The organism is Mesorhizobium sp. M0833 (genome assembly GCF_040319905.1).
Lineage (GTDB): Bacteria > Pseudomonadota > Alphaproteobacteria > Rhizobiales > Rhizobiaceae > Mesorhizobium.
Genome location: NZ_JAMYOQ010000040.1, coordinates 32,726 through 52,917, shown reverse-complemented (window position 1 = coordinate 52,917; position 20,192 = coordinate 32,726). Strand labels below are relative to the sequence as shown.

Sequence of the window (20,192 nt, the reverse complement as noted above, 5' to 3'; positions counted from 1 at the left end):
GTTTGGCCGGCCCTGACGGGCGTCAGGGCGGCTCCGCCACATAATCTCGCCCGACGCATAAGAACGGTTATGTGGCGTGCCACATAACCGTTCAGTGGGGCGGTTTACGTCTTCCGCGCCAAGCGGACGGACCGGATCAAGCTGATCTTCTGGGACGGCACTGGCGTCTGCCTCTATGCCAAGCGTTTGGAGGATGGGGAGTTCCGCTGGCCGAAGGTGCATGACGGCATGATGCGGCTGACGGCCGCGCAGCTCTCGGCGCTGCTCGAAGGTCTCGACTGGCGGCGCGTCCATGAGGCGCGCCGGACCCGTGTTCCAGCCCAGGCCGGCTGACCCGCGACGAAGTGAATCAGCCTGGATTCCGCTGTCGCGGGCTGTCGGCGAATATGGTCTGATCCGGTCATGGCGATGACGGCGGACCAGCTTCCCGACGATCCGGATGCGCTCAAGGCGATGGTCCTGGCGCGCGACGTCGAGAACGCCCGGCTGATCCAGATCATCAAGGAATTGCAGCGCCACCGCTTCGGCCGTCGTGCTGAGACGCTCCCCGAGGATCAATTGCTGCTGGGGCTCGAAGAGGCCGAGCAGATCGAGGCCGCCGGTGACGAAGAGCAGGCACAGACCGCTCATGGCGAACATCAGGCGCGTGTCGCAAAGCGCCGAGCGAACCGGGGCGTGCTGCCATCCCATCTGCCGCGCGTGGAGATGGTGGTCGACATCGAGGACCATGCCTGCCCGTGCTGCCGCAATGACTTGCACCGGATCGGTGAGGACGTGAGCGAGCGGCTCGATATCGTTCCGGCGCAGCTGCGTGTGATCGTCGTGCGCCGGCCCAAATATGCCTGCCGCGCCTGTGAGGATGTGGTCGTTCAGGCTCCCGCGCCGGCGCGGCTGATCGAGGGTGGTCTTCCGACCGAGGCAACGGTCGCCCAGGTGCTGGTCTCCAAATACGCCGATCACTTGCCGCTCTATCGTCAGGCGCAGATCTATGCCCGGCAAGGCATCAATCTCGATCGCTCCACGCTCGCCGACTGGGTCGGCCGCGCCGCCTGGCACCTGCGTCCGGTGCATGAGCGGCTGCTTGGCAAGCTGAAGACCTCACCAAAACTCTTCGCTGACGAGACCACGGCGCCGGTGCTCGATCCCGGCCGCGGCAAGACCAAGACTGGGCAGCTCTGGGCCTATGCCCGCGATGACCGACCATGGGAGGGGAGCGACCCGCCGGGCGTCGCCTATGTCTATGCGCCGGACCGAAAGGCCGAGCGGCCGATCGCTCATCTCGCAGGATTTGGCGGAATCTTGCAGGTCGACGGTTATGGCGGCTATCGCGTGCTGGCCGAGAAGAGTGGCGTGACGCTCGCCTTCTGCTGGGCACATGTGCGCCGGCGCTTCTATGAACTGGCGGCAGCCGGTCCCGCGCCCATCGCCAGCGAGATGCTCAGACGGATCGCTGAACTCTACAAAATCGAGGACAGCATCCGTGGCCGATCGGCCGACGAGCGCCGCGCTGCGCGTCAGGAAAAGAGTACTCCAATCATCGCGGCACTCGACCCATGGCTGCGTGAGAAGCTCGGCCTGATCAGTCAGAAGACCAAGCTCGCAGAGGCAATCCGCTATACGCTCTCACGCTGGGAAGGCCTCTCGCGCTTCCTCGAAGACGGCCGCATCGAGATCGACAGCAACACCGTCGAGCGCTCCATCCGTCCGATCGCGCTAAACCGCAAGAATGCGCTCTTCGCAGGCTCTGACGGCGGCGCCGAACACTGGGCCGTCATCGCCTCGCTGATCGAAACCTGCAAGCTCAACAGCGTTGAGCCGCTCGGCTATGTCGCCGATGTCCTCACCAGGATCGTCAACGGCCATCCTAACAGCCAGATCGACGATCTCCTGCCCTGGGCCTACATCGACAAGCTCGAGCTCAAGGCCGTGGCCTGAGAACAGCGCTTACGATCGCGCTGGACACTCCCACGCCGAACCGCGCCGCCGCTTGCCGCGCCGACATGCCCTCGTCCGAAGCCTTCAAGACCCGCGACCGAAGATCACCGCTCAATGCTCTTCCCATCGTCCACCTCCATCGAGGTGGATGTTGAATCAGCACAAAACGCAGCCGTCACATCACAATCGATTCATCGATCACAGGACGTGCTCTAGTTCGCCACGCAGCAACGGCAGATACTCCGGCTGCCCCGACAGGCGTTGATCGCAACGCCAGCGGCCTGCATCAGGTTCGAATTTTTCAAGATCTGAACAGCGCCAAGACCCAAGGGAAGTATGTTTGCATAAGTGGCTCTTGAATTGGCTGAAACGTAGCCCTCGGGCGCGAGAGCGCCTCGTAGCCGCGGGACGGTCCCGCGGCTTGTCAAATTTGAACTGCGCAACCAGGCGCCAAAGCTCCACCTTGCGGCGTCCGCGAACCGCCTGGCCTGCTCGTTCGCCGCATCGTCGTCTGTACAGGCAAGGTTGACCCACCTAAAATTGACCGCGTTCGTCCAACTGGCGGCATGGCTTGTTCAGGGTTGCCAAGCCGTCTCGGCGCCAGCTCGATTTGGATTGAGGCCTCCAGCAGCGCTGAGCCGTTGTCGCCAATCGCTCCACTTTTGTGAACTTCCAAAACAAAGACGCTGCATAACGACATGCCCGAACATAGAATGTATATCTTCCGCGAGTTGCATGTCATTCACATTCGCCCAAACTACGTGTTGAACGATCTGCTTGAGCGCTCCTCCACTATATCCACAAAGACCCAACGTCACTGCGCCATGATCATTAGCGTATCGAACAGCGCGCAAAACGTTTTCCGAGTTCCCGCTGCCCGAAATGGCAATGACCAAGTCGCCGTCGTTCAGGATGTTCTTCAGCTGCTCGACGAATACATCCTCGAAAGAAACATCGTTCGCGTACGCAAATGTAAGGCCCACATTGTCGATCAGAGTCCGACCACGAAACGGGCGCTTCGTAGAGAGATAGATGCTCTTGTTCCAGTCCGTGATAAAGTGTAGCGCTGTCAGTGAGCTGCCGCCATTTCCAAGTGTGATTATTTGCTTGCCGTCTTCCTGTGCCTGGGCGACCAAAGCCACTGCGTTATCAAAGCTTTCGTGGTCTAATGAAGCCAGAACGGTCTCGAGCTTCTCGAAGTATACTTGAGCGCTGCCGCTGAAGTCATTCATTGGGTGGCCTCCCATGTCGGTTGATAATGAACGATGCGACTCCCGAGGAAGTCGAACTTCGCAGGGATATGCTTTAGCTCCCCGAGGGCTACTTTGATTGCGTCGTGGCGATCGAGAGGCGCGAAGAACATGAGAAAACCTCCTGCACCTGCTCCAAGTAACTTTCCGCCCGTCGCACCTGCTCGCAACGCAGTTCGGTACCAGCCATCGATTACATCGTTCGTGATTTCTTCAGAGAGGCTCTTTTTTAAGAGCCAGTTCTCATGGAGAATTTCGCCGAAGGCGTCGAGGTTGCATCGATGCAGTTCATCACGAAGGTGATACGTGAGTTCGACCATCCGCCTGAGCGCTTTCCGCTTGTCCGGTGCTCTTGCGATGCCCTCTGACTGCCGAACGAGAATGTCTGAAGCACTGCGCGTAATGCCGGTGTAAAACATGAGAACTTGTTTCTCAATTGAAGCGATAAAATCACCTGGGCATATGAGCGGTGACACCGAGACGCTTTCATCAGGGTGAAACTCGATAAGATTCAACCCCCCGAAAGCGGCGGCGTATTGGTCTTGCTTTCCAATGGGAGCGCCACAAAGTTCGATCTCAATGCGACAACTATCAGCGCCGAGCCTTGCCTTGGAGACATACTGCCCACGAAATGCGTTTAGTGCATGCAGAAGGCCGACGGTAAAAGTGCTTGAGGATCCAAGTCCTGTTCCCTTCGATGGAATATCGGCAATGGTGGTTATCTCAATTCCTCCCGGGATCCCAAGATATCCCATCGCCGCCCTTACAATCGGATGCTGGATGTGCTCAACACTATCTACTTCTTCCGTTTTGGAATAAGCGATTCGAGTGCCACTATCGAACTTGCGGTTCACATTCACGTAGACGTACTTGTCGATAGCAACGCTTAGGACGGCGCCACCTTCCTGCCGATAGAAGGCAGGAAGATCGCTACCACCTCCCACAAAGCTGACTCGAAACGGCGTCTGACTAATGATCATTGAACTGCCTCTGTCAGCTCAATCGCCCGCAATTGGACGCAATGTTTAGCATGCGCCCGCGATGCCAACACGATCGGTGTCTCGTCCTCTTGGCGCGAACTGTAAATACTCGCTGCAGTCCCCCAATCCATACCTCGCCGCAAGTATTCTCGAGTTACTCTGGACATCCGCACCTCCTCATCAATATCAACGAAAAATGTGTGTGCACGATCGCCCAAAACTACATCAGATAGCCAAAGAGCGACGGTTCCTTCCACGACCAGGACGGTTTCCGGAGAAATGGTTATCCTTTCCGATCTTCTATGCGATATGCGGCTGAGCTTTTCGTGAAAGGGCAGTTCGTGCGTCTCGCGAGAGCGGACTCCCACCAAGCGGCTCAGAACGCCCCTGATCTCGTCCAAATTGGAGCGACCTACCACTTTTGGTTCGCGATCCGCGACGGACCGTATCCAGCGATCAAGAGCAACGATTTCCGTCTCAAAGCCGCGCCCGCGAAGAACCTCCGCGATAGCGCTGGAAAGAAAACTCTTTCCGCTCCGGGAAAGGCCCCCTACGAAACAAACATCACCTGGCTTCACATGGGAGATCAGATCAGATGCTGAATTTATCAAAGGTGGATGAACGGCGAGAATGAACTTAGCTGCCTCCAACAAGTCTGAGACGGTATAGTCGGGCGTGACGTGATACTTGCTATCCAACCCGCCCGCGCCCGTCTCGACTAGGATCGATCTGATGCCAGACCGCTTTGCGAGAGCGACATCCGTAGATGAATCGCCGATGATCCAGGATTGGCTGCGATCAATATTGAACGCCTCGACCGCCTCGTTAATCAACCCAGTAGAAGGCTTGCGGCATTCACAGCGGATCTTCAGCTCTTCCACCTCACCGAGAAAGCCGCGATCTGGATGGTGCGGGCAGAAATAGATGGCATCAACAAAAGCCCCACAACGGCCAAGCTCAGTTTCCATCTTGTTATGGATCATCCGCAAGTCTCGTGCAGAGCAAGTGCCTCTGGCCACCACGGGTTGGTTAGTGACGACAATTGCCCGATATTCGGCTCGGTTGAAACAAGCGATCGCGTCCGCAGCGCCCTCAATCAATTCGAAGCGTTCGGGACGATCGATGTGTCCATAGTCAACATTGATGCACCCATCCCTGTCCAAAAATACTGCTTTCTGCGGAGAAGTGAGGGAAGCTCGGGCTATGCAGCCCGATTCAAAGTCGGCGCAAACCTTGTCAAGTCGCGCCGGGGTCCCAGCGTCTTTTATGTACTCAGGGCTGTTGTAGCTTCTAATTTTCATACCGGCCCGAAGCATTTGAGGAAAAAGGTCTTTGCCAAAGTCGAACGGGGTTACTGTGGCGCGCCACCGGAATAAAGCTTGTCTTCGAATATAGTAAAGAGCCGCGCTGACTTTGTTGGGGTAATAGCAACCGGGATCGTGTGGATATGGATAGAACGCGGTAACCATACCGTCTTCTGACGTTTCTATCAGATCGGAATCATGCGGGTGGTCATTCGGATGGGTGAAAATTGTTGCGGCTGCTGCCTTGTGTTTTTCATGGAACCACTTGAAGCGGGTGAGATCGATGTCGAGCATCGTGTCGCCATAGATCGTAAGGAAGTCGTCGTCGAGCAGATCCAAAACGGACAGAACTGCTCCAGCAGTCCCGCGAGGCGCACCGTCATTTACGCAAAGAACGTCAATCCCCCAATTCTCGCGCTGATTGCAAAACTCCACGATTTGCTCGGCAGCGTGGTTCACCAGAATTAAAATACTCTCGATACCATGTTGCTTGGCGAGGAGGATCTGATGCTCAAGAAGTGGCCTGCCACCAACGCTGACCAGCGACTTAGGCAAGTCACTTGTCCGGCTCCTGAGCCGCGTCCCTCGACCGCCCGCAAGTACAACCGCCTGCATCACAGGTGTGCCTCCTGTCGCGCGATTTCTAAGACGGCTTTTCGAACCGCATCAGCCGAACCAAGCTGGGGCCGCCAACCGAGTGCACTGATTTTTGCTATGTCATAGGAAAATCGGGGCACATCCCCCGTCCAACCGCGGTCTTCAACTCCATATTGGATGCTTGCGCCCGGTGCGACAGCCCCGACGGTCGTCTCCGCTATAAAGCTGACGGTTACCCCGTTGTCCCCGGGTCCGATATTGTAATAGCCAAGCCGCTCGGATGCGTTCGCACGCAAGTATACAATTGCATTAATCAGATCATTGACGTGAAGATACGCTTTCTGCTGTCGCCCCGACCCCAAAACATTCAGCTTGTTTGGCGTGATCCTTAGCTTTCTCACAAAATCTAGAATGACACCGTGTGTTGCTGGAACGCCGATCACGTTCGGAAAGCGAAAAAGCAAAGCCCGAGCTAGCCAGTTCTCGACGGCAGCGCTGATGAGCGCCTCCGATGCGAGCTTCATAGCACCGTAATTCGAAACGGGCAGCAGCGGCCCGACATCCTCTCTAATCGGAGCCTCCCCCAAATCGCCGTATACTGCTGAACTGGAAGCGAAAGCTAGAAAGGGAACCCCCGCCTCCTTCATCGCGTTCAACACGTTGAACGTGGATAGAAAGGTATCGCGTAGATCAACAGAGGCATCGGCGATTCCGGCAGCAATGTCCGAATTGGCAGCCATGTGCCAAACTTCGGAAATCGGAATGCGACTGTGACAATTCATAAAGCGGCTTCTCACTGCACCGGCGTCTGAGAGATCCACCTTCTCAAAAATGAACCTCTCATGCGTAAGGAGGCCACTTAGGTTTTGCCGAGAACCTCGTGACAGGTCATCAAAGCCGAAGACCGAATATCCCCGATCAACAAAGAGCCTTGCGAGCTTGCTTCCTACGAAGCCCGCAACTCCCGATACAAGAATAGCGTGCGGTTCACCCAATCGGATTTGCCTTTATTCGTGCGTAAGCTTTGGCGCCTTAAGTCTTCGGGATTGTGCAATGACAACTTCCATTTACAAGCCTTGACCGCTAGAGAGCCGGGAGTTCGACCGGGCTTGGCGTTAAGCTCTGCGCTCGTCGTTAAGGTCATGCGTCTCATGCGTCATTCTGAATTCATCGCATGGTTTTCTCCGATCCGCGATCGTTCCTCAGGGGTAGCCCCATTTTGCTGATCCGGACTGAATTGCACTGCGCTCGCCTGTGCGGCGACGCCAACGGCGATCCTAAAAACGGTCAAGGCGCTCCGCAGTTTAACCCCGCGCAGGCGGTGCGGGTCGACGAACCCGTCCCGATCGAACCGGCTGCCATGATCGATCGCAGGTGATCGAAAGGGACAAGGATGACATCGACCTCCTGAGGTTCACGAAAGTCGATGTGCTCGCTCTCGGCATGCTCACCTGCGTGAAGCGCGCCTTTGACCTTCTCGCCGAACGCAAAGAGATTGGGGTCGATCTAGCGACAATCCCCACTAAGGATCGGCGCACATAGTGCGCCGCGGCGGGTGGGCCTCGATGCGACCATAGGCCATGAGGTTATAGAGGTCTCAGTCGGTTTAAGGCTGCTGCCTGCCCCTTTTTGTCCTCGCCGCGCGCATCATCCGGCTGCAGCAACGCCTTCGCCTCATCCCATGTCGCACCCACATCCAAACGTCGTGCTATCATCCGTGGTGTGATCACGGCATGACCTTGGGATGGATCGGCTCGTTCAGCGCCGTCGTGAGGAAGCCATAAACGTAGTGCGGTCCGGGCAAGGGTTTGGACTGCGTCCGTCGGTCGCCGTTGAATGTCATCCACATACCTCATTGAGGGCAAACCAGACACGTTTTTTTTGGTTACCGGGCTCGGCTCGGGTTCGTACTCAGCGAAGCTGTTCGCCGGGACCAAACAATGGTTTTCCGAGCTGGGCCACGCCAGCCGGTGATGCGAGGAAGTGCTCCTGATGTTCGTAATTGGGAAACCTCCGGCTGGTGGCGGTGGCGGCATTATCCAGCGAGGTGGTCTTGGGGCGGTGTGTCGATGCCGATCCTCCGGAGGTGCCTCATTATTCCCGGGATCAGGCCTTGATCGAGTGAAAGTCTGCATAGCCGAACGAAGATCGTTGCGATGCCGCCCTCCGAGCGGGCCCCCCGACAAGTCACTGCCACAAATCCTGTATCGGTATCATTGGATGATTCCTGAATGCTCAAAGCTTCCCTAAGAGATTCGGCTATCAGGCTATACGTGCTGACCGCCAAGCTCGGCCTGCTGAGCGACGTCGCCGGCGGCACGGGGCGGCGGTGTCCCCATCATCCGACAATGAGCGAAGGTGGAACCTGGCACCGTTATCGAGCGCAGCCCAATGCAGGCTAGATTGACCGCACCCAGAATTGGCCGTTTTCGTTCAGAACGCGCAGGGACAATGCGGCATCGCCTGTCACTGATCGGCGACAACATTCTACCGGCAGCGTCGCTGTGGAGTGAAGAGTTTGGTTCTTCTTATGAGCTACCTCAGATGGGCCGCCTGCTTGAGGGGTGCCTGCCCCGGAAGCGTCGCAGCCTGGCGGCTTGACGGCATCGAGGGTGTCGTTACATTTGTAATGACTAGGTTTTGTTTTTATCCGGTTGCGCCCACTTTTCCGAGGTGCGCGATTCGCACCTAACGTGCAGCCCGGGCAAGGGAGGAACTCTAGAACTCTGGAGCGACCTCAAGGGGGGCCGGTGCCGTCCTAAGATTCGTTCATTCCCAAAATGTGAAGTTCGATCAACAGGGACGACTTTGGAGTCCCCTTGGGGCCATGCAGAGATTTCGATCGCTGGTCGTTTTCATTCAAAGCCACAAGCAATTGTTGGGTCGAAGCATTCGAAGAGGCAACTTAATCTGGCTCAAGCATAATGAAATGGGCAGAGATGATGTCAAGTAATGACCTCTATACCGGAAAAGATTATGCCGCTGCCAATCCGACTTGGCATGACGAAGACGGCGGTGTTAAGGCCGCGAACATCGCCAAGATCGTGCGCGCCAACAACATCAGTTGCCAGAAAATCGTAGACACAGGTTGCGGGACGGGAGGCGTTCTGAATGCCCTTCTTCAACACGATATCTTCCGTGACTCAGAGGCCATCGGCTACGACATCGCTCCCTATGCTATAAATTTGGCGAAGCAGCGAGAAAGAAAAAACCTAAGATTTCACTGCAGCGACTTCCTGCAAACCAACGAAAATTATGATCTTCTTTTGTGCATTGATGTTTTCGAGCACATCGATGACTATATTGGCTTTCTTCGGAGGCTCAGAGGACATTCGAAATACTATGCGTTTCATATTCCTCTCGATATCAGTATCTTAGGCCTTCTGCGCGGTCAGCACCTTAAGCAACGCAAGGAGGTCGGTCACCTGCATTACTTTGATCGGGCAACAGCTCTAGCGACTCTGCGCGACACAGGGTTTAAGATTATCGACGCACAGTACACTAGGACGGAAGATGTCCTGCTGATCCATCCCGAATGGCGAACCACGACAGCCATCCTCGGTAGCGCCGCACGACGCATTGTCCGGACTATTGCCGGAGAGGATCTGTCGGTGCGCTTACTCGGCGGCGCCTCACTGATGGTCCTCACTAGCTGAGGCCGTGTTAGGCGTCAGAACAACCGACTCCAAGTGGCAGCAAGGGAGAGATGGCGAGACCCGAGGGCGAGACGCTGCAGTATCGTATTTTGCTCGACGCCGGCGATCTTCAGCAATGTCGGGTGTTCCCGAGATCGGGTCGGCTTGCTCCTTGCGATCGCACCGACCGCATGAATTCGCTATTCGCGGAACCTCGCCACGGTGCTTGCGCAGATGCCCATACCACCTCTTGCGCTGATACTTCAGCATGAAGCGACGTGGCAATTTGTAGTCTCGGCTGGTACTCAAACTCGTCTAGCGCGAACTGACCTTTTGTGTGCGTGGAGGCTCACAAAGGCAAAGTTGACAGTGGTCCCCGGAAAACGTCAAACTGCTACGGTCACTCGCAAGGCCGGGGGATCTCCCATACTGTTTAGGGTCGATCGCCGTCCAGCGAGAAGCTCCGAAACTCGATTCCGAGTTGCTTGAGCCGCTGTACACCGGGAACCCCTGCCGCCGGGTGCACGAGCCCAAGGATGGAATCGGATCGGAAGGGTAGGGGGACATGCAGGGCCTCAGCTGCCTTGAGGACGCCACTGACAAACTGCCAGGGCACGGGGACGGCGCGCAGTGTTCTGCCTTGTGACGCGGCGATCTCTTTCATGAGCCGTCGGAACGGCACCGGTTCGGGGTTGGCCAGCCCTACCGGTTCCGGCAGGGGCATGTCCGACTCGGCAATACGCACCATGGCGGCTGCCAGGTCCGCCTCATGCACGGTGAACTGGTGGGAGCGCGCGCCGATGAGAGGTGTGACCGGCAGGTTGGTGAGCTTGCGGAGCGCACCTGCCATCCCGCCCCAACCGGGGCCGTACACCAGTCCGAGCCGGGTGGAGACACCTCCCAGACTGCTGGCGGTGCGCTCGCAGGCCAGCTTCGCCTGGCCGTATAACTGTCGGGTTCCCTTATAAGCGGACATCGAGGAGATAAAAATGACCCGGCGAACCCCTGCGTCGGCGGCATTGCGTAGAAGGTGCTGCGAGCCGGACACATTGACACCCCACACATCGCCGGCGTTGACGAGAGTCAGGTCCCATGCACCGTGGATGAGCACATCTAGGTCGCTGAATGCGGCGCCCGACGGCGGGCGCTTGATCTCGTATGGGCGCCACTCGGCGACGCCGACCATCGCGGCGGCAGATTCGGAGGTCACCCGGTTCGAACGGGCGAACGCGATGACCTCATGCCCTTCTTCGGCGAAGGCGGCACGCAGGATGGTCCCGACATATCCGTTGGCTCCGGTGATTCCGACCCGCATTGAACGCTCAACCCGTCAGCTGCATCGCTTCGCAGGCGATGCGATGCGAATTGGCCATCACAGTCAGGGTAAAGGTAGTAGCCGGAACATTTGGGAAAACCGACCCGTCGATGAGATGAATCCGGTCCCAGCGCGCCAGCCGCCCGAGGGGGTCTGTCGTCGCACTCCCAGAATCCGGCTCATTGGCGTGGGGAAAGCTGCCGCCAAAGTGGTAGCTCTTGGCCGCGCCCGACCACAGCATCTGCGGCGTGACTGGCCACAAGTCAAGGTAAGGTGCCGCCCTGCGGATCCGCTTTATTACGTCAGGGAGCATCGGAGGCACGTCTTTGCCCCTGACCTTGGCCTCGCTGAAGCCCTCCGAAGTGAGGGTGATCTGGGGTAGCTCATCGGGAGCTGCGGACAGCTGGGCGGTGACCCGGACCTTGGGTGATGCCCAGGACGGCAAGTAGCCCAGGCCTACCGTCAACCGGCTGAGGAGCCGATCCGTCGCGAAGGCGGCGGCGCGGTGTTGGAGGAGGGCGGGCAGCGCATCATAGTACGCCTGGTTGAATGGATAGAAGTGAATCTGTGAGACATCGAAGCCCTCCTCGTCCCGGCCGATGACCATGTTGAACTGGTTGAGTGTGAACTCGCGCCTTGTCCGTGGGTCGGGGGTCGGCTTCATGGAGATCATTGGAAGAACGAACTGAGCCGATTCCGAAAGATGGACCGGCTGGTCCGATCCGAGCGAGCCCAGGATCAGCCGGGTGGTCCCGATTGCTCCGCAGCCCACGAAGACCCGGTCGGCTGTGAATCGCTGGATCCGGCCGCTGGACAGCTCCCGGGCCTGCACGACGGCCGTGTCGCGCTCCTGGTCGACTCGCACCGCGAGCAGCCCGCTGTGGTAGTCGATCCTCCCGCTGCGCCTGAAGCGATCGAAGCTGTGCGAGGCCGAAAAGATCAGCGACCGCGGGCACCCAGTCATGCATAGGCCGCAGGGCTGGCATTCGGGCGCTGAGAAGGCGAGGCGGGCGCGGCCTATCGTTATTCCCGTGGAGCGCACACGATCGCGATGCCGGTCGTAGTTGGCCAGGACCATCTGCGTCCGCGGCGCCAGCGGCGGAAGCGGGTCCGGGGATCCGATGAGCGGGAACCACTCCTCGAGATCGTCGGACTCTCCGGCGAAAGGAATGTGACCCAGGACGGTGCGGTAGTGCTCTTCCATATCCGAGAAGCCGAACGGCCATCCCTTGAACGTGGCGGCGCTGAAGGGCATGATCTGGGCCCCCCAGACATTGCTGAACCCCCCGTAGGCGCTGGATATGACAGCTGAGTTGACTCTACCCTGGGAGTGGACGCCGTCGAGCTGGCCCTTGTTGACAAAGGGGAAATCGGATCCGTTGCTTCTCTTTTCAGGTAGCGAATCGGACCGGACCTGCTTGGGCTGCAGGCTGACCCGGCGGACGTCCTCCGCATCCCAGTCGTCGACACGCAGCTTTGACAGCCTGGAGATTACCTCCTGCGTCTCGGCGTCGAGCACGGTGCCTGGATCGAACACGGTTATCTTCTCGTCCGGCTTCTCGGACAGCGCCAACACGGCGGCGGCTGCAGCCGGACCCGAACCAATGACTATCGAAGACGGCATTTACTTCCCGCGCCTATCGCCTTGCGTGGCTGTATCCAGTATCTGCTTGGTTGCCTGTTGGCGCCGCCGGCGCAAGCGCCGCACCAGCTCGATCCGGCCGGCGACGTGGCCTGCCGCGGCCAGCCCCACACCCACGACTATCGCCGCGGACCGGGCCAGCCCATGGCCGTCACCCTTGGCCGCTTGCAAAATCTCCCGCGGTACGCCCTTGGTCAGCGCGTACCAGACGAAGCGGGCCTCTGCGCCCAGAGTAGCGGCGTCGCCCATCTGGGAAAAGGCCTCGACCTTCCCCTTGTTGACGAAGAAGCAGCGGCGCCAGAAGTACTTCCAGGTCGGCCGTGAGGCGGGTACAAAGTGGCGGACAGTCGCCGCCGGTTCATAGATGACCGCCTCACTGCCCTTGATGTGCGCCACGCGGTGGCACATGTCCATGTCATCGTGTTTGTCGGAATGGAACCCTCCCACCTGCTCGAGGAGGGACCGCCGTACCGACATGTTGGCTCCTATGAGGTGCGCCAAAGGGCCTCGGCTAGTCGGAAGGCCATCATACGCACATCCGAACACCCAATCGAACTGCACAGGGAACCAGGCCGGGCGGCCAGCCTCGAAGACCGGTATGGGACGCCCGCCGACGGCGCCGATGCGCTCATCCTGGTACGGGTCGGTGAGAATCTCGAGCCAGTCCTTGTCGGCCGCTGCATCATCATCCAGGAACGCCAGGATCTCTCCGGCAGCTGCCTCGGCTGCCGTGTTTCGGGCCGACCCCAGGTGCCCGTCATACTTGTTCTGGATCACCCGTAGCGGAGGGGTGGATGCGGCGAAGTCAGCCCAGTAGGCGGCACAACGGCGGAACAGGGGCTGGTCGACGCATACTATGATCTCGCAGGGTTGCAAGGTCTGCTCCTGAACCGAGGCCACCGACTGAAGCATCAGCTCCCATCTGTCCTCGGTGTAGGCACAGATAATCACTGAGATCCTAGGGTGGGGCAGGACCTGCCGGCGTTCGCTGCTGACGCCATCCTCGGGCTGCCCGGTTTTGGATCCAGGCTGGCCGGTTGTGGCAACGGCAACGTCATGACCGCGGCGGGCGAGACCGACACTTCGGTTCCGGACGTGGCCCCGCTGGCCAACGCCAATCGGCATATAGGATTGCGCAAGCATCAGAATACGCATCTAGCAATTCTCCCGACTTGAGCTGCCAATGTCTGCCCAAACTCTTCGATAGACGGTGCGATGGTCTTGGTTTTTGAAAAGCCAGGCTTCCCTGCGGGATTCGACCTACCCGGAAGCCGGTTTTCAGCATAAAAACCACCAGGGCCGAGGTTTGCGCCGCAGAGGCTCGAGGCGGCCGCCGACGCCAAGCACGCGCGGGTGGGCGTAGGGCATCAGCAACTCGTCCAGCCAGCGCTCATCGGCGATCGCATCGTCATCGAGAAACGCCACGACCGGCGCGGACGCCAATCCGGCTCCCGTCGTGCGACCGCCGCACAGTCCACGCACGTTGGTATTAGGTGCAACGACGACACCCTCGATCTCGCGCCGGGCGCGCTCCAAGAGCGCCTCATCGTTGTTGACGACGAGGATGATCTCGCGGGCCGGGCAGGTCTGGCGGCGCACCGACGCGATGGCCGCGTTCAAATCGTCCCAGCGATCGAGTGTGTCGGCGCAGATCACGACGGAGGCTTCGGTCATGGCAACTGCCGGCTGGGTTCTGAGGCCGGGCTGGTTTCGCGTGTCTGCGTCGCCCGAGCCGTGGCGGCTTTGAGGATGTTCCAGAGCGGACCTCCGTCGTTGTGAATATCGAACTTGTCATATTCGTCGACGGGATAGCGCCCGCTGTCCTGCCGCGACACCAGCCGCCACACCATCCAGCCGGCGCAGTTGCGTTCGCGCGTCAGCGTGTCGAGCCACATCGCGTAAGCCTGGGCAAAGTTCTCATTGGAGCGGGCATAGCCGAACTCCTCCAGAAGCACCGGCTTTCCGGCGCGAACTGCCAACCGGCAGAACTCGGTGATCAAGCTGTCGAACTGCTGGACGGTGAGCTTGTAGTAGAGCGGGTAGCCGTGCCAGGTCCCAAAATCGAGAGTCGGGATCGTCAGATCCGATAGCTTCGACTCAACGTTAGCGTGCCCTGAGGTGACGAGATGGTTGGGATCGAGCGACTTCACGTAGGCCGTCATTTCGCTGGTCCAAGCCAATCGTAAGGCCTCCGGCTGCGCATTGCCTTCGTTCATTAGCTCCCAGGCCATGATGGTCGGATCATCCCGGTAGGCGAGCCCGGTGAGCGGGTTGACTCGCTGCACGACATGGCTGACCCAGGTCCTGTAGTCGCGCTTGGTGCGCGGATCCTGGAAGAAAAACTCCGACTTCTCTTTGCTGAGGTCGGTGTTGTACTGGCTCTGCACGCCTGGGGCGTCCCGGCTCCCATACCAGGCCCGCATCTGCTGGGCGCCGCCTGTGAAGGCCCAGAAATCCAGGACGGCGATGATCAGCCTCAGGCGTCGCTTGCCGGCCTCGGCGATGAGGAAATCAACCTTCTGCATGCCGTCGGGGCCGTCATTGACCGCCATCCTGTTTTGGCTCGGGTCCCAGTAGAGCAGGTACGTGCCCTTGACCGCGAGATTGCTGGCTTCGCCTTCAAGGCGCCAATCCCAGATCGTAGGCTTGCTTCCGTCGAGCGACCCGATCACCGGCTGGAGGAAGGTGCGGACTACATTGGCGCCCATCGCCACCGCGTCGTCGAGAACGCGGGTGACCTCATCCGGCGACCCGTAGGTCAGATAGTGGTTGTTTACGCCGGTCACGAAGAACGGCCTGCCGTCCAAGGTGAAGTTCGTTCCGGAAGTCTTGATGAAGGACGTTGCCGACGGATCATCCGCGGCGCTCACGACTGCCGAAACGGATACGAACGCGAACACGAGCGCACACAACCATGCCTTGCGCAGTCCGTATTTCGCCCGTTGCCAATCGATAATCATCCCTCCACATGACCCTTGCCGGAGCCACAGCACAAGAACCCCTAGGGATTACCTCCTCTGACCTCGCACAGCCCGGCGTCGTTCGGGCATAGTGGTGCTTGCCGCTTCCAGCCGCTCGAGTATGGACCCGTGCTGTCAGGTATCTCCCAATCAAGTGTTCGGCCCCTACATGCGAGCCCCCGCAACCGCAGCAGGTGGAAACCATCCTCTCGCTGCGGCTTTCCATCTGCCGCCTTTGGCTCGCCGACCAGCGGCGGAGTCCGTGCAGGCGATCGCCTGAGGTGAGCTGGCGTCCTTTTGAAATCCGCCGTGAGAACAACAATGCGCATTTGCCTGAGTCTCGATCCGTCCCGGCTACTGCGGTGGCACCTCTGGCTGGCAGAAGCGCTTGCTGAGGTGCCCGGCAACGAAGTCTCCTGCGCCTTGGCGGCCGGTCGCCGCCCGCTGCCGCTAATCTGCCGTCTGCTGCTCGAACTCGAACGACTGGTCTATGGCTTTCGTGGGAACGGCGCCATCGACCCCGTCGAGGCGGCGCTGCGGTGCCTGCCGCCGCCCCCGGCCGACCAAGTGGATGTGGTGATTGATTTGAGCGCGGCGGAATCGCTCCCGGCAGGGCGGCGCGTGCTCACCCCGGTCTTCAACAGCGCACCCGGCGAGATCGGAGTCGTGGCGGCCTGGATGAATCATCAGGATCTTCTCATCGACCTGCATGACACGGCGCGCCCGTTGCGGCCGTGGACGGCGCGTCCGGCCAGTGTAGACCATGAAGTGTTGGCAGCGAGGCTCGACAGCGCCCTTTCCTGCGCTGTGCCGCTGATCCTCAAAGCCCTGTGCGAGGAAACCGGTTCAGCTGCGTCCGGTGTCCCCAGTCCACGGACGGCAGTGCCTTCGTTTGGCGCGCTTTCGGCGGTTGCAAGGGCGACCGGCACGGTTGGATCGAAGGCGATCGGGCTTTTGGACGTCCTGGCGAGGGGCGGGAGGATGTGGGGGATTGGCTGGCGCTTCGATGAATCGGCGAGCCTGCTCGACAAAGGCGAAGCGGCCTTCCGGGTGCTCACCGGAAATGCCGACAGCTACCTTGCCGACCCGTTCCCGTTCCGGCACCGGGGGCAGGATTTCATCTTTGTCGAACAGTACCTCTACTCGAAGAACCGGGGGTGCATTGCGGTCGTGACAGTGAACCGGGACGGGACAGCCGGCGCATCCCGGATCGTCGTGGAGGAACCGCATCACCTCTCGTACCCGTTCGTCTTCGAGCAGGATGGGCAGATCTGGATGATCCCCGAATCGGGGGCGGCCAGGAATGTCAGCCTCTACAGGGCAGTGGAATTCCCTTACCGTTGGACGCGGGAGGCCTACCTCATGGAAGGCATCGAGGGCTACGATACCACGCCGCTCTGGCACGAGGGCGGCTTTTGGTTTTTCGTCAGCCCAAGGCTTTGGAGGTCCACATCCTGGGATGTCCTCAGCCTCTACCGTGCCGAGAGCCTGACCGGGTCTTGGACACCCCATGCCGCCAACCCCGTCCTGCTCGATGCAAGGCTCAGCCGCCCCGCAGGCGCCGTCATTCGACACGGCGGACGCACGCTACGCCCGGTCCAAGACTGCGCGCGCGGCTATGGCGGCGCGGTGACGTTCTGCCAGATCGATGCGCTCGGCGCGTCGGAGTTTGCCCAGGTCCCCGTCGGTCGCATTTGGTCCGGAGCGCTGGGGTGTCACACCTACAACCGCCGGTCTGGCCTGGAGGTGATCGACGTGTTCGGGCATATCCGGGGTTTGCGAGAGGTCACGACCTCGTATCGTTTGCTGGTACCCGACGCGCCGGTCTCGGGACCGCGTGGGCAGTCCCTCTCTTGGCCGGTTTCGCCCGGGTTAGCTACCCGTAGCCAGGCGGTCGAGCACAATGTGCCCGGCCTGCGAAGGGCCGGGCGCGCTTTAAGCTCGGAAATCACGGCCGAATGAAGGAGCGAGCCCACCTGGACTTCGCGGCTTCCGGCCTGTGGCAAGTCAGCGTTGCGCTGGACGTTCATTTCTTCGCGCCGGCGACCCTCGCGGCCTTCTGCGGCTCGCTCGGTAGAAATTGTCGCTGTGAGCTAGTCCCAGCCGGCGGGTCGATGAATGTCCTCGCTGGGGTTGAAGGTGGACCCAGTCTAACCGGGTAGGCAACGCTGCCAACGCAGCTGCTGAAGGTGATCGGTGCCGCTGCCGTACTATCCGCGCTGGTCGTATGGCTGAAAATAACCCGAAGAGATACCCAAAAATAGCTAATCATCTATTTTCTTTTCCTAACCATATATAGTCCTTCCATTTCAGATCTGTATAAGTAATCTCAGATCTGTATAAGTAATCGTCGCATAACGAAACCAAGAATAGGGGGCCACAAGGGTAACGATCTTCTTCCATTTCATCTTCATTTCATAATGGCCGGGAGTCCGCATATGGTTGGATCAAGCACATCCGTGGATGTGGCGGTCATTGGAGCTGGCCGCTGCGGCTTGTCGCTGGCCGCGCATTTGCGTGCGCGCGAGGTGGGGCACCGGATTTTCGGCGAGCTCATGGAGTCATGGAAGCACAATATGCCCCCCGGATGGGTCCCAACGTACGACCTCGAAGCGCTGCCATGAACGCCCGTCTCCCCAGCATCCTCGCCCCTGTCGGTGTTGCATCGCCGCCTGACCCGGTAAATGTCGCGATACGGGGATCACTGACTCTGCCCCGAGTCAGCTTCGTCGTCCCGACGCTCAATGAAGCCGAGAACCTCCCGTGGCTTCTGCCGCGCATCCCCAATTGGGCGCATGAGATCATTATTGTGGATGGTCGTTCGACTGACGACACGGTCGCGGTCGCGCGCCGTCTGCGAGAGGACGTGAAAGTTGTGATGGAGCCCCGGCGGGGCAAGGGTGCTGCGCTGCAAGCGGGATTCCTGGCCGCCACAGGCGACATCATCGTCATGCTGGACGCTGACGGCTCCATGGTGCCGGAGGAGGCGATCGTCTTTGTCAGTGCGCTGATGGCCGGCGCGGATCTCGTCAAGGGTTCACGCTTCATCCAGGGCGCCGGCACCGACGACATGTCGCTGTTCCGGATGCTCGGCAATAAGGGGCTGACCCTGGTCGTGCGGCTGCTCTATGGCGGTTGGTTCTCCGATCTCTGCTACGGATACATAGCCTTCTGGGCCAAGCACGTCGCCACCCTGGACTGCGATTGCGATGGGTTCGAGATCGAGACCCTCATCAACGTGCGGGCGTTGAAGAACCACCTCAATATTGTCGAGGTGGCGAGTTTCGAGGCTCCGCGCATCAGCGGTGTGAGCCATCTGCGCGCCATGCCGGACGGCTGGCGCGTCCTGAAAACCATCCTGCGCGAGAGGGTGCACCAACAGCGCAGGCGGAGCGCGACAGCCTGTGTTGCCGGTGGACAGACCTGATGCGAGTCCTGATGGTTGCCGCTCGCTGCTACCCCCTCATAGGCGGCATCGAAACTCACATCCAGGAAGTCGGTCCCCGCTTGGCGGCGCGCGGCCACGCCGTCGACGTGCTCACCACCGATCCCTCGGGGGAGTTGCCGGTTGAGGAGGACGTGCGCGGCATGCGCGTGCGGCGTGTGCGGGCCTGGCCGAGGGGACGGGACCTCTATGTTGCGCCCGGCATTTATACCGCGATCCGGCGCGGGGTTTGGGATCTGATCCATTTCCAAGGCTACAACAGCTTCGTGGCGCCGATCGGGCTGCTGGCGGCCGTCCGCGGGGACCTTCCGTTCATCCTGACCTTCCACAGCGGCGGGCATTCCTCCCGGCTGCGCAACGCCGTCCGCGGCACACAGCAGGCGCTGCTCCGGCCGCTGGTGGCCCGGGCCGCGCGGCTGATCGGCGTCTCCGAATTCGAAGCCGACTTCTTCAGCGTGAGGATGGGCATGCCGCGGGAACGGTTTGTCGTCATCCCGAACGGCGCTGCGATGCCAGTTGCGAGTCCCGGCGTCCAGGTCGATCCTCACCTGATCGTCTCGGGCGGCAGGCTGGAGCGCTACAAGGGCCATCACCGGGCGATCGCGGCCTTGCCCGAACTGATCCGCCGGGTACCGGACGTGCGACTGCACATCGTTGGAACAGGCCCGTACGAGGGAGAATTGCGGCGCCTCGTCGCGACGCTCGGCCTCGAGAAGCGGGTCACCATTACGGGCATCCCCGGATCCGAGCGGCAGAAAATGGCTGACCTCCTGGCGGGCGCCGCGTTATTCGTGCTGTTCAGCGAATACGAAGCCCATCCGATCGCTGTGATGGAAGCCCTGTCGCTGCGCCGTCCGGTCCTCGTCAGCGACACGTCCGGTCTGCGGGAGCTGGCCGCCAAAGGCCTGTGCCGGGCGATTCCGTGCAACGCCGGTCCGGCAGAGCTGGCCGCCGCCATGGCCCAGGAACTGGAGGCCCATCGGGAGGTCCCGAATTTGGCGCTGCCCGACTGGGATGCCTGCGCCCAAGCGCTGAGTGATGTTTATTGTGACGTCGTGAGCAGCCGATCCAGAGTCCGCTTGCCCCCCGACGGCGTAATGTCGCGGCCTCCTGCGACCGGGGCGTAAGG

The 20,192-nt window shown here is 60.1% G+C and carries 14 protein-coding genes and 3 pseudogenes; 7 read left to right on the top strand and 10 right to left on the bottom strand.

Annotated features, from left to right (window positions below; translation table 11 throughout):
* Positions 1-99: 99 nt before the first annotated feature.
* Positions 100-333: pseudogene (gene tnpB, locus NKH98_RS29205) on the top strand (IS66 family insertion sequence element accessory protein TnpB); the annotation flags it as partial.
* Between the two features lie 69 nt (positions 334-402).
* Positions 403-1,935 carry an IS66 family transposase gene (gene tnpC, locus NKH98_RS29200; protein ID WP_352903705.1) on the top strand — a complete coding sequence of 511 codons (1,533 nt, stop codon included), beginning with the start codon at positions 403-405 and terminating at the stop codon, positions 1,933-1,935.
* Here the strand turns inward: tnpC and NKH98_RS29195 are convergent.
* From NKH98_RS29195 to NKH98_RS29175, 5 genes and pseudogenes are all read right to left on the bottom strand, one after another.
* Positions 1,922-2,062, bottom strand: a pseudogene (locus tag NKH98_RS29195) (IS630 family transposase); the annotation flags it as partial. The gene tnpC and the pseudogene NKH98_RS29195 overlap by 14 nt on opposite strands.
* A 448-nt stretch (positions 2,063-2,510) precedes the next feature.
* Entirely contained in the window at positions 2,511-3,167 is a 657-nt protein-coding gene (locus NKH98_RS29190; protein ID WP_352478533.1) for an SIS domain-containing protein, read from the bottom strand.
* Entirely contained in the window at positions 3,164-4,165 is a 1,002-nt protein-coding gene (locus NKH98_RS29185; RefSeq protein ID WP_352903702.1) for a GHMP family kinase ATP-binding protein, read from the bottom strand. The genes NKH98_RS29190 and NKH98_RS29185 overlap by 4 nt, the downstream gene beginning before the upstream one ends.
* Positions 4,162-6,084, bottom strand: a complete 1,923-nt coding sequence (locus NKH98_RS29180; protein ID WP_352903711.1) for an HAD-IIIA family hydrolase — start codon at positions 6,082-6,084, stop codon at positions 4,162-4,164. Before NKH98_RS29180 ends, NKH98_RS29185 begins: the two co-directional genes overlap by 4 nt.
* On the bottom strand, positions 6,084-7,061 hold the full coding sequence (locus NKH98_RS29175) for an NAD-dependent epimerase/dehydratase family protein (protein WP_352903700.1): 978 nt from the start codon (positions 7,059-7,061) through the stop codon (positions 6,084-6,086). Before NKH98_RS29175 ends, NKH98_RS29180 begins: the two co-directional genes overlap by 1 nt.
* Positions 7,062-7,390: 329 nt before the next feature.
* On the opposite strand from NKH98_RS29175, the pseudogene NKH98_RS29170 reads away from it, so the two are divergent.
* Positions 7,391-7,608: pseudogene (locus NKH98_RS29170) on the top strand (PHP domain-containing protein); the annotation flags it as partial.
* Between the two features lie 1,382 nt (positions 7,609-8,990).
* Positions 8,991-9,722: a class I SAM-dependent methyltransferase gene (locus tag NKH98_RS29165; protein ID WP_352903698.1), complete on the top strand. Its 732-nt coding sequence runs from the start codon at positions 8,991-8,993 to the stop codon at positions 9,720-9,722.
* A gap of 412 nt (positions 9,723-10,134) precedes the next feature.
* Here the strand turns inward: NKH98_RS29165 and NKH98_RS29160 are convergent, their stop codons facing one another.
* The 5 genes from NKH98_RS29160 to NKH98_RS29140 form a co-directional block, all read right to left on the bottom strand.
* Positions 10,135-11,016 carry an NAD-dependent epimerase/dehydratase family protein gene (locus NKH98_RS29160; protein WP_352903696.1) on the bottom strand — a complete coding sequence of 294 codons (882 nt, stop codon included), beginning with the start codon at positions 11,014-11,016 and terminating at the stop codon, positions 10,135-10,137.
* Positions 11,017-11,023: 7 nt separating this feature from the next.
* The gene (locus tag NKH98_RS29155) at positions 11,024-12,640 is read right to left on the bottom strand and encodes a Rossmann-fold NAD(P)-binding domain-containing protein (protein ID WP_352903694.1); all 1,617 of its coding nucleotides are present in this window, start codon (positions 12,638-12,640) and stop codon (positions 11,024-11,026) included.
* Complete coding sequence (locus NKH98_RS29150; protein WP_352903693.1) at positions 12,641-13,813, bottom strand: glycosyltransferase family 2 protein; 1,173 nt, start codon at positions 13,811-13,813, stop codon at positions 12,641-12,643. It lies immediately after the preceding gene.
* Between the two features lie 123 nt (positions 13,814-13,936).
* Complete coding sequence (locus NKH98_RS29145; RefSeq protein WP_352903692.1) at positions 13,937-14,332, bottom strand: glycosyltransferase family 2 protein; 396 nt, start codon at positions 14,330-14,332, stop codon at positions 13,937-13,939.
* Positions 14,329-15,651, bottom strand: a complete 1,323-nt coding sequence (locus tag NKH98_RS29140) for a glycoside hydrolase 5 family protein (protein WP_352903691.1) — start codon at positions 15,649-15,651, stop codon at positions 14,329-14,331. Before NKH98_RS29140 ends, NKH98_RS29145 begins: the two co-directional genes overlap by 4 nt.
* Before the next feature lie 288 nt (positions 15,652-15,939).
* On the opposite strand from NKH98_RS29140, the gene NKH98_RS29135 reads away from it, so the two are divergent.
* The 3 genes from NKH98_RS29135 (at position 15,940) to NKH98_RS29125 (ending at position 20,190) form a co-directional block, all read left to right on the top strand.
* A complete protein-coding gene (locus NKH98_RS29135) occupies positions 15,940-17,580 on the top strand; it encodes a glucosamine inositolphosphorylceramide transferase family protein (protein ID WP_352903690.1) in 1,641 nt (546 codons plus the stop codon).
* Positions 17,581-18,238: 658 nt separating this feature from the next.
* On the top strand, positions 18,239-19,045 hold the full coding sequence (locus tag NKH98_RS29130; RefSeq protein ID WP_352903688.1) for a glycosyltransferase family 2 protein: 807 nt from the start codon (positions 18,239-18,241) through the stop codon (positions 19,043-19,045).
* Complete coding sequence (locus NKH98_RS29125) at positions 19,045-20,190, top strand: glycosyltransferase family 4 protein (RefSeq protein ID WP_352903686.1); 1,146 nt, start codon at positions 19,045-19,047, stop codon at positions 20,188-20,190. Before NKH98_RS29130 ends, NKH98_RS29125 begins: the two co-directional genes overlap by 1 nt.
* Positions 20,191-20,192 lie beyond the last annotated feature (2 nt).

Excerpts from the sequence above, each read along its gene's own strand:
- NKH98_RS29155 (WP_352903694.1), bottom strand. The coding sequence starts at position 12,640 with ATGCCGTCTTCGATAGTCATTGGTTCGGGTCCGGCTGCAGCCGCCGCC.
- NKH98_RS29145 (WP_352903692.1), bottom strand. The coding sequence starts at position 14,332 with ATGACCGAAGCCTCCGTCGTGATCTGCGCCGACACACTCGATCGCTGG.
- NKH98_RS29150 (WP_352903693.1), bottom strand. The coding sequence starts at position 13,813 with ATGCGTATTCTGATGCTTGCGCAATCCTATATGCCGATTGGCGTTGGC.
- NKH98_RS29135 (WP_352903690.1), top strand. The coding sequence starts at position 15,940 with ATGCGCATTTGCCTGAGTCTCGATCCGTCCCGGCTACTGCGGTGGCAC.
- NKH98_RS29165 (WP_352903698.1), top strand. The coding sequence starts at position 8,991 with ATGAAATGGGCAGAGATGATGTCAAGTAATGACCTCTATACCGGAAAA.
- NKH98_RS29130 (WP_352903688.1), top strand. The coding sequence starts at position 18,239 with ATGAACGCCCGTCTCCCCAGCATCCTCGCCCCTGTCGGTGTTGCATCG.
- NKH98_RS29125 (WP_352903686.1), top strand. The coding sequence starts at position 19,045 with ATGCGAGTCCTGATGGTTGCCGCTCGCTGCTACCCCCTCATAGGCGGC.
- NKH98_RS29160 (WP_352903696.1), bottom strand. The coding sequence starts at position 11,016 with ATGCGGGTCGGAATCACCGGAGCCAACGGATATGTCGGGACCATCCTG.
- NKH98_RS29190 (WP_352478533.1), bottom strand. The coding sequence starts at position 3,167 with ATGAATGACTTCAGCGGCAGCGCTCAAGTATACTTCGAGAAGCTCGAG.
- NKH98_RS29180 (WP_352903711.1), bottom strand. The coding sequence starts at position 6,084 with ATGCAGGCGGTTGTACTTGCGGGCGGTCGAGGGACGCGGCTCAGGAGC.
- NKH98_RS29185 (WP_352903702.1), bottom strand. The coding sequence starts at position 4,165 with ATGATCATTAGTCAGACGCCGTTTCGAGTCAGCTTTGTGGGAGGTGGT.
- tnpC (WP_352903705.1), top strand. The coding sequence starts at position 403 with ATGGCGATGACGGCGGACCAGCTTCCCGACGATCCGGATGCGCTCAAG.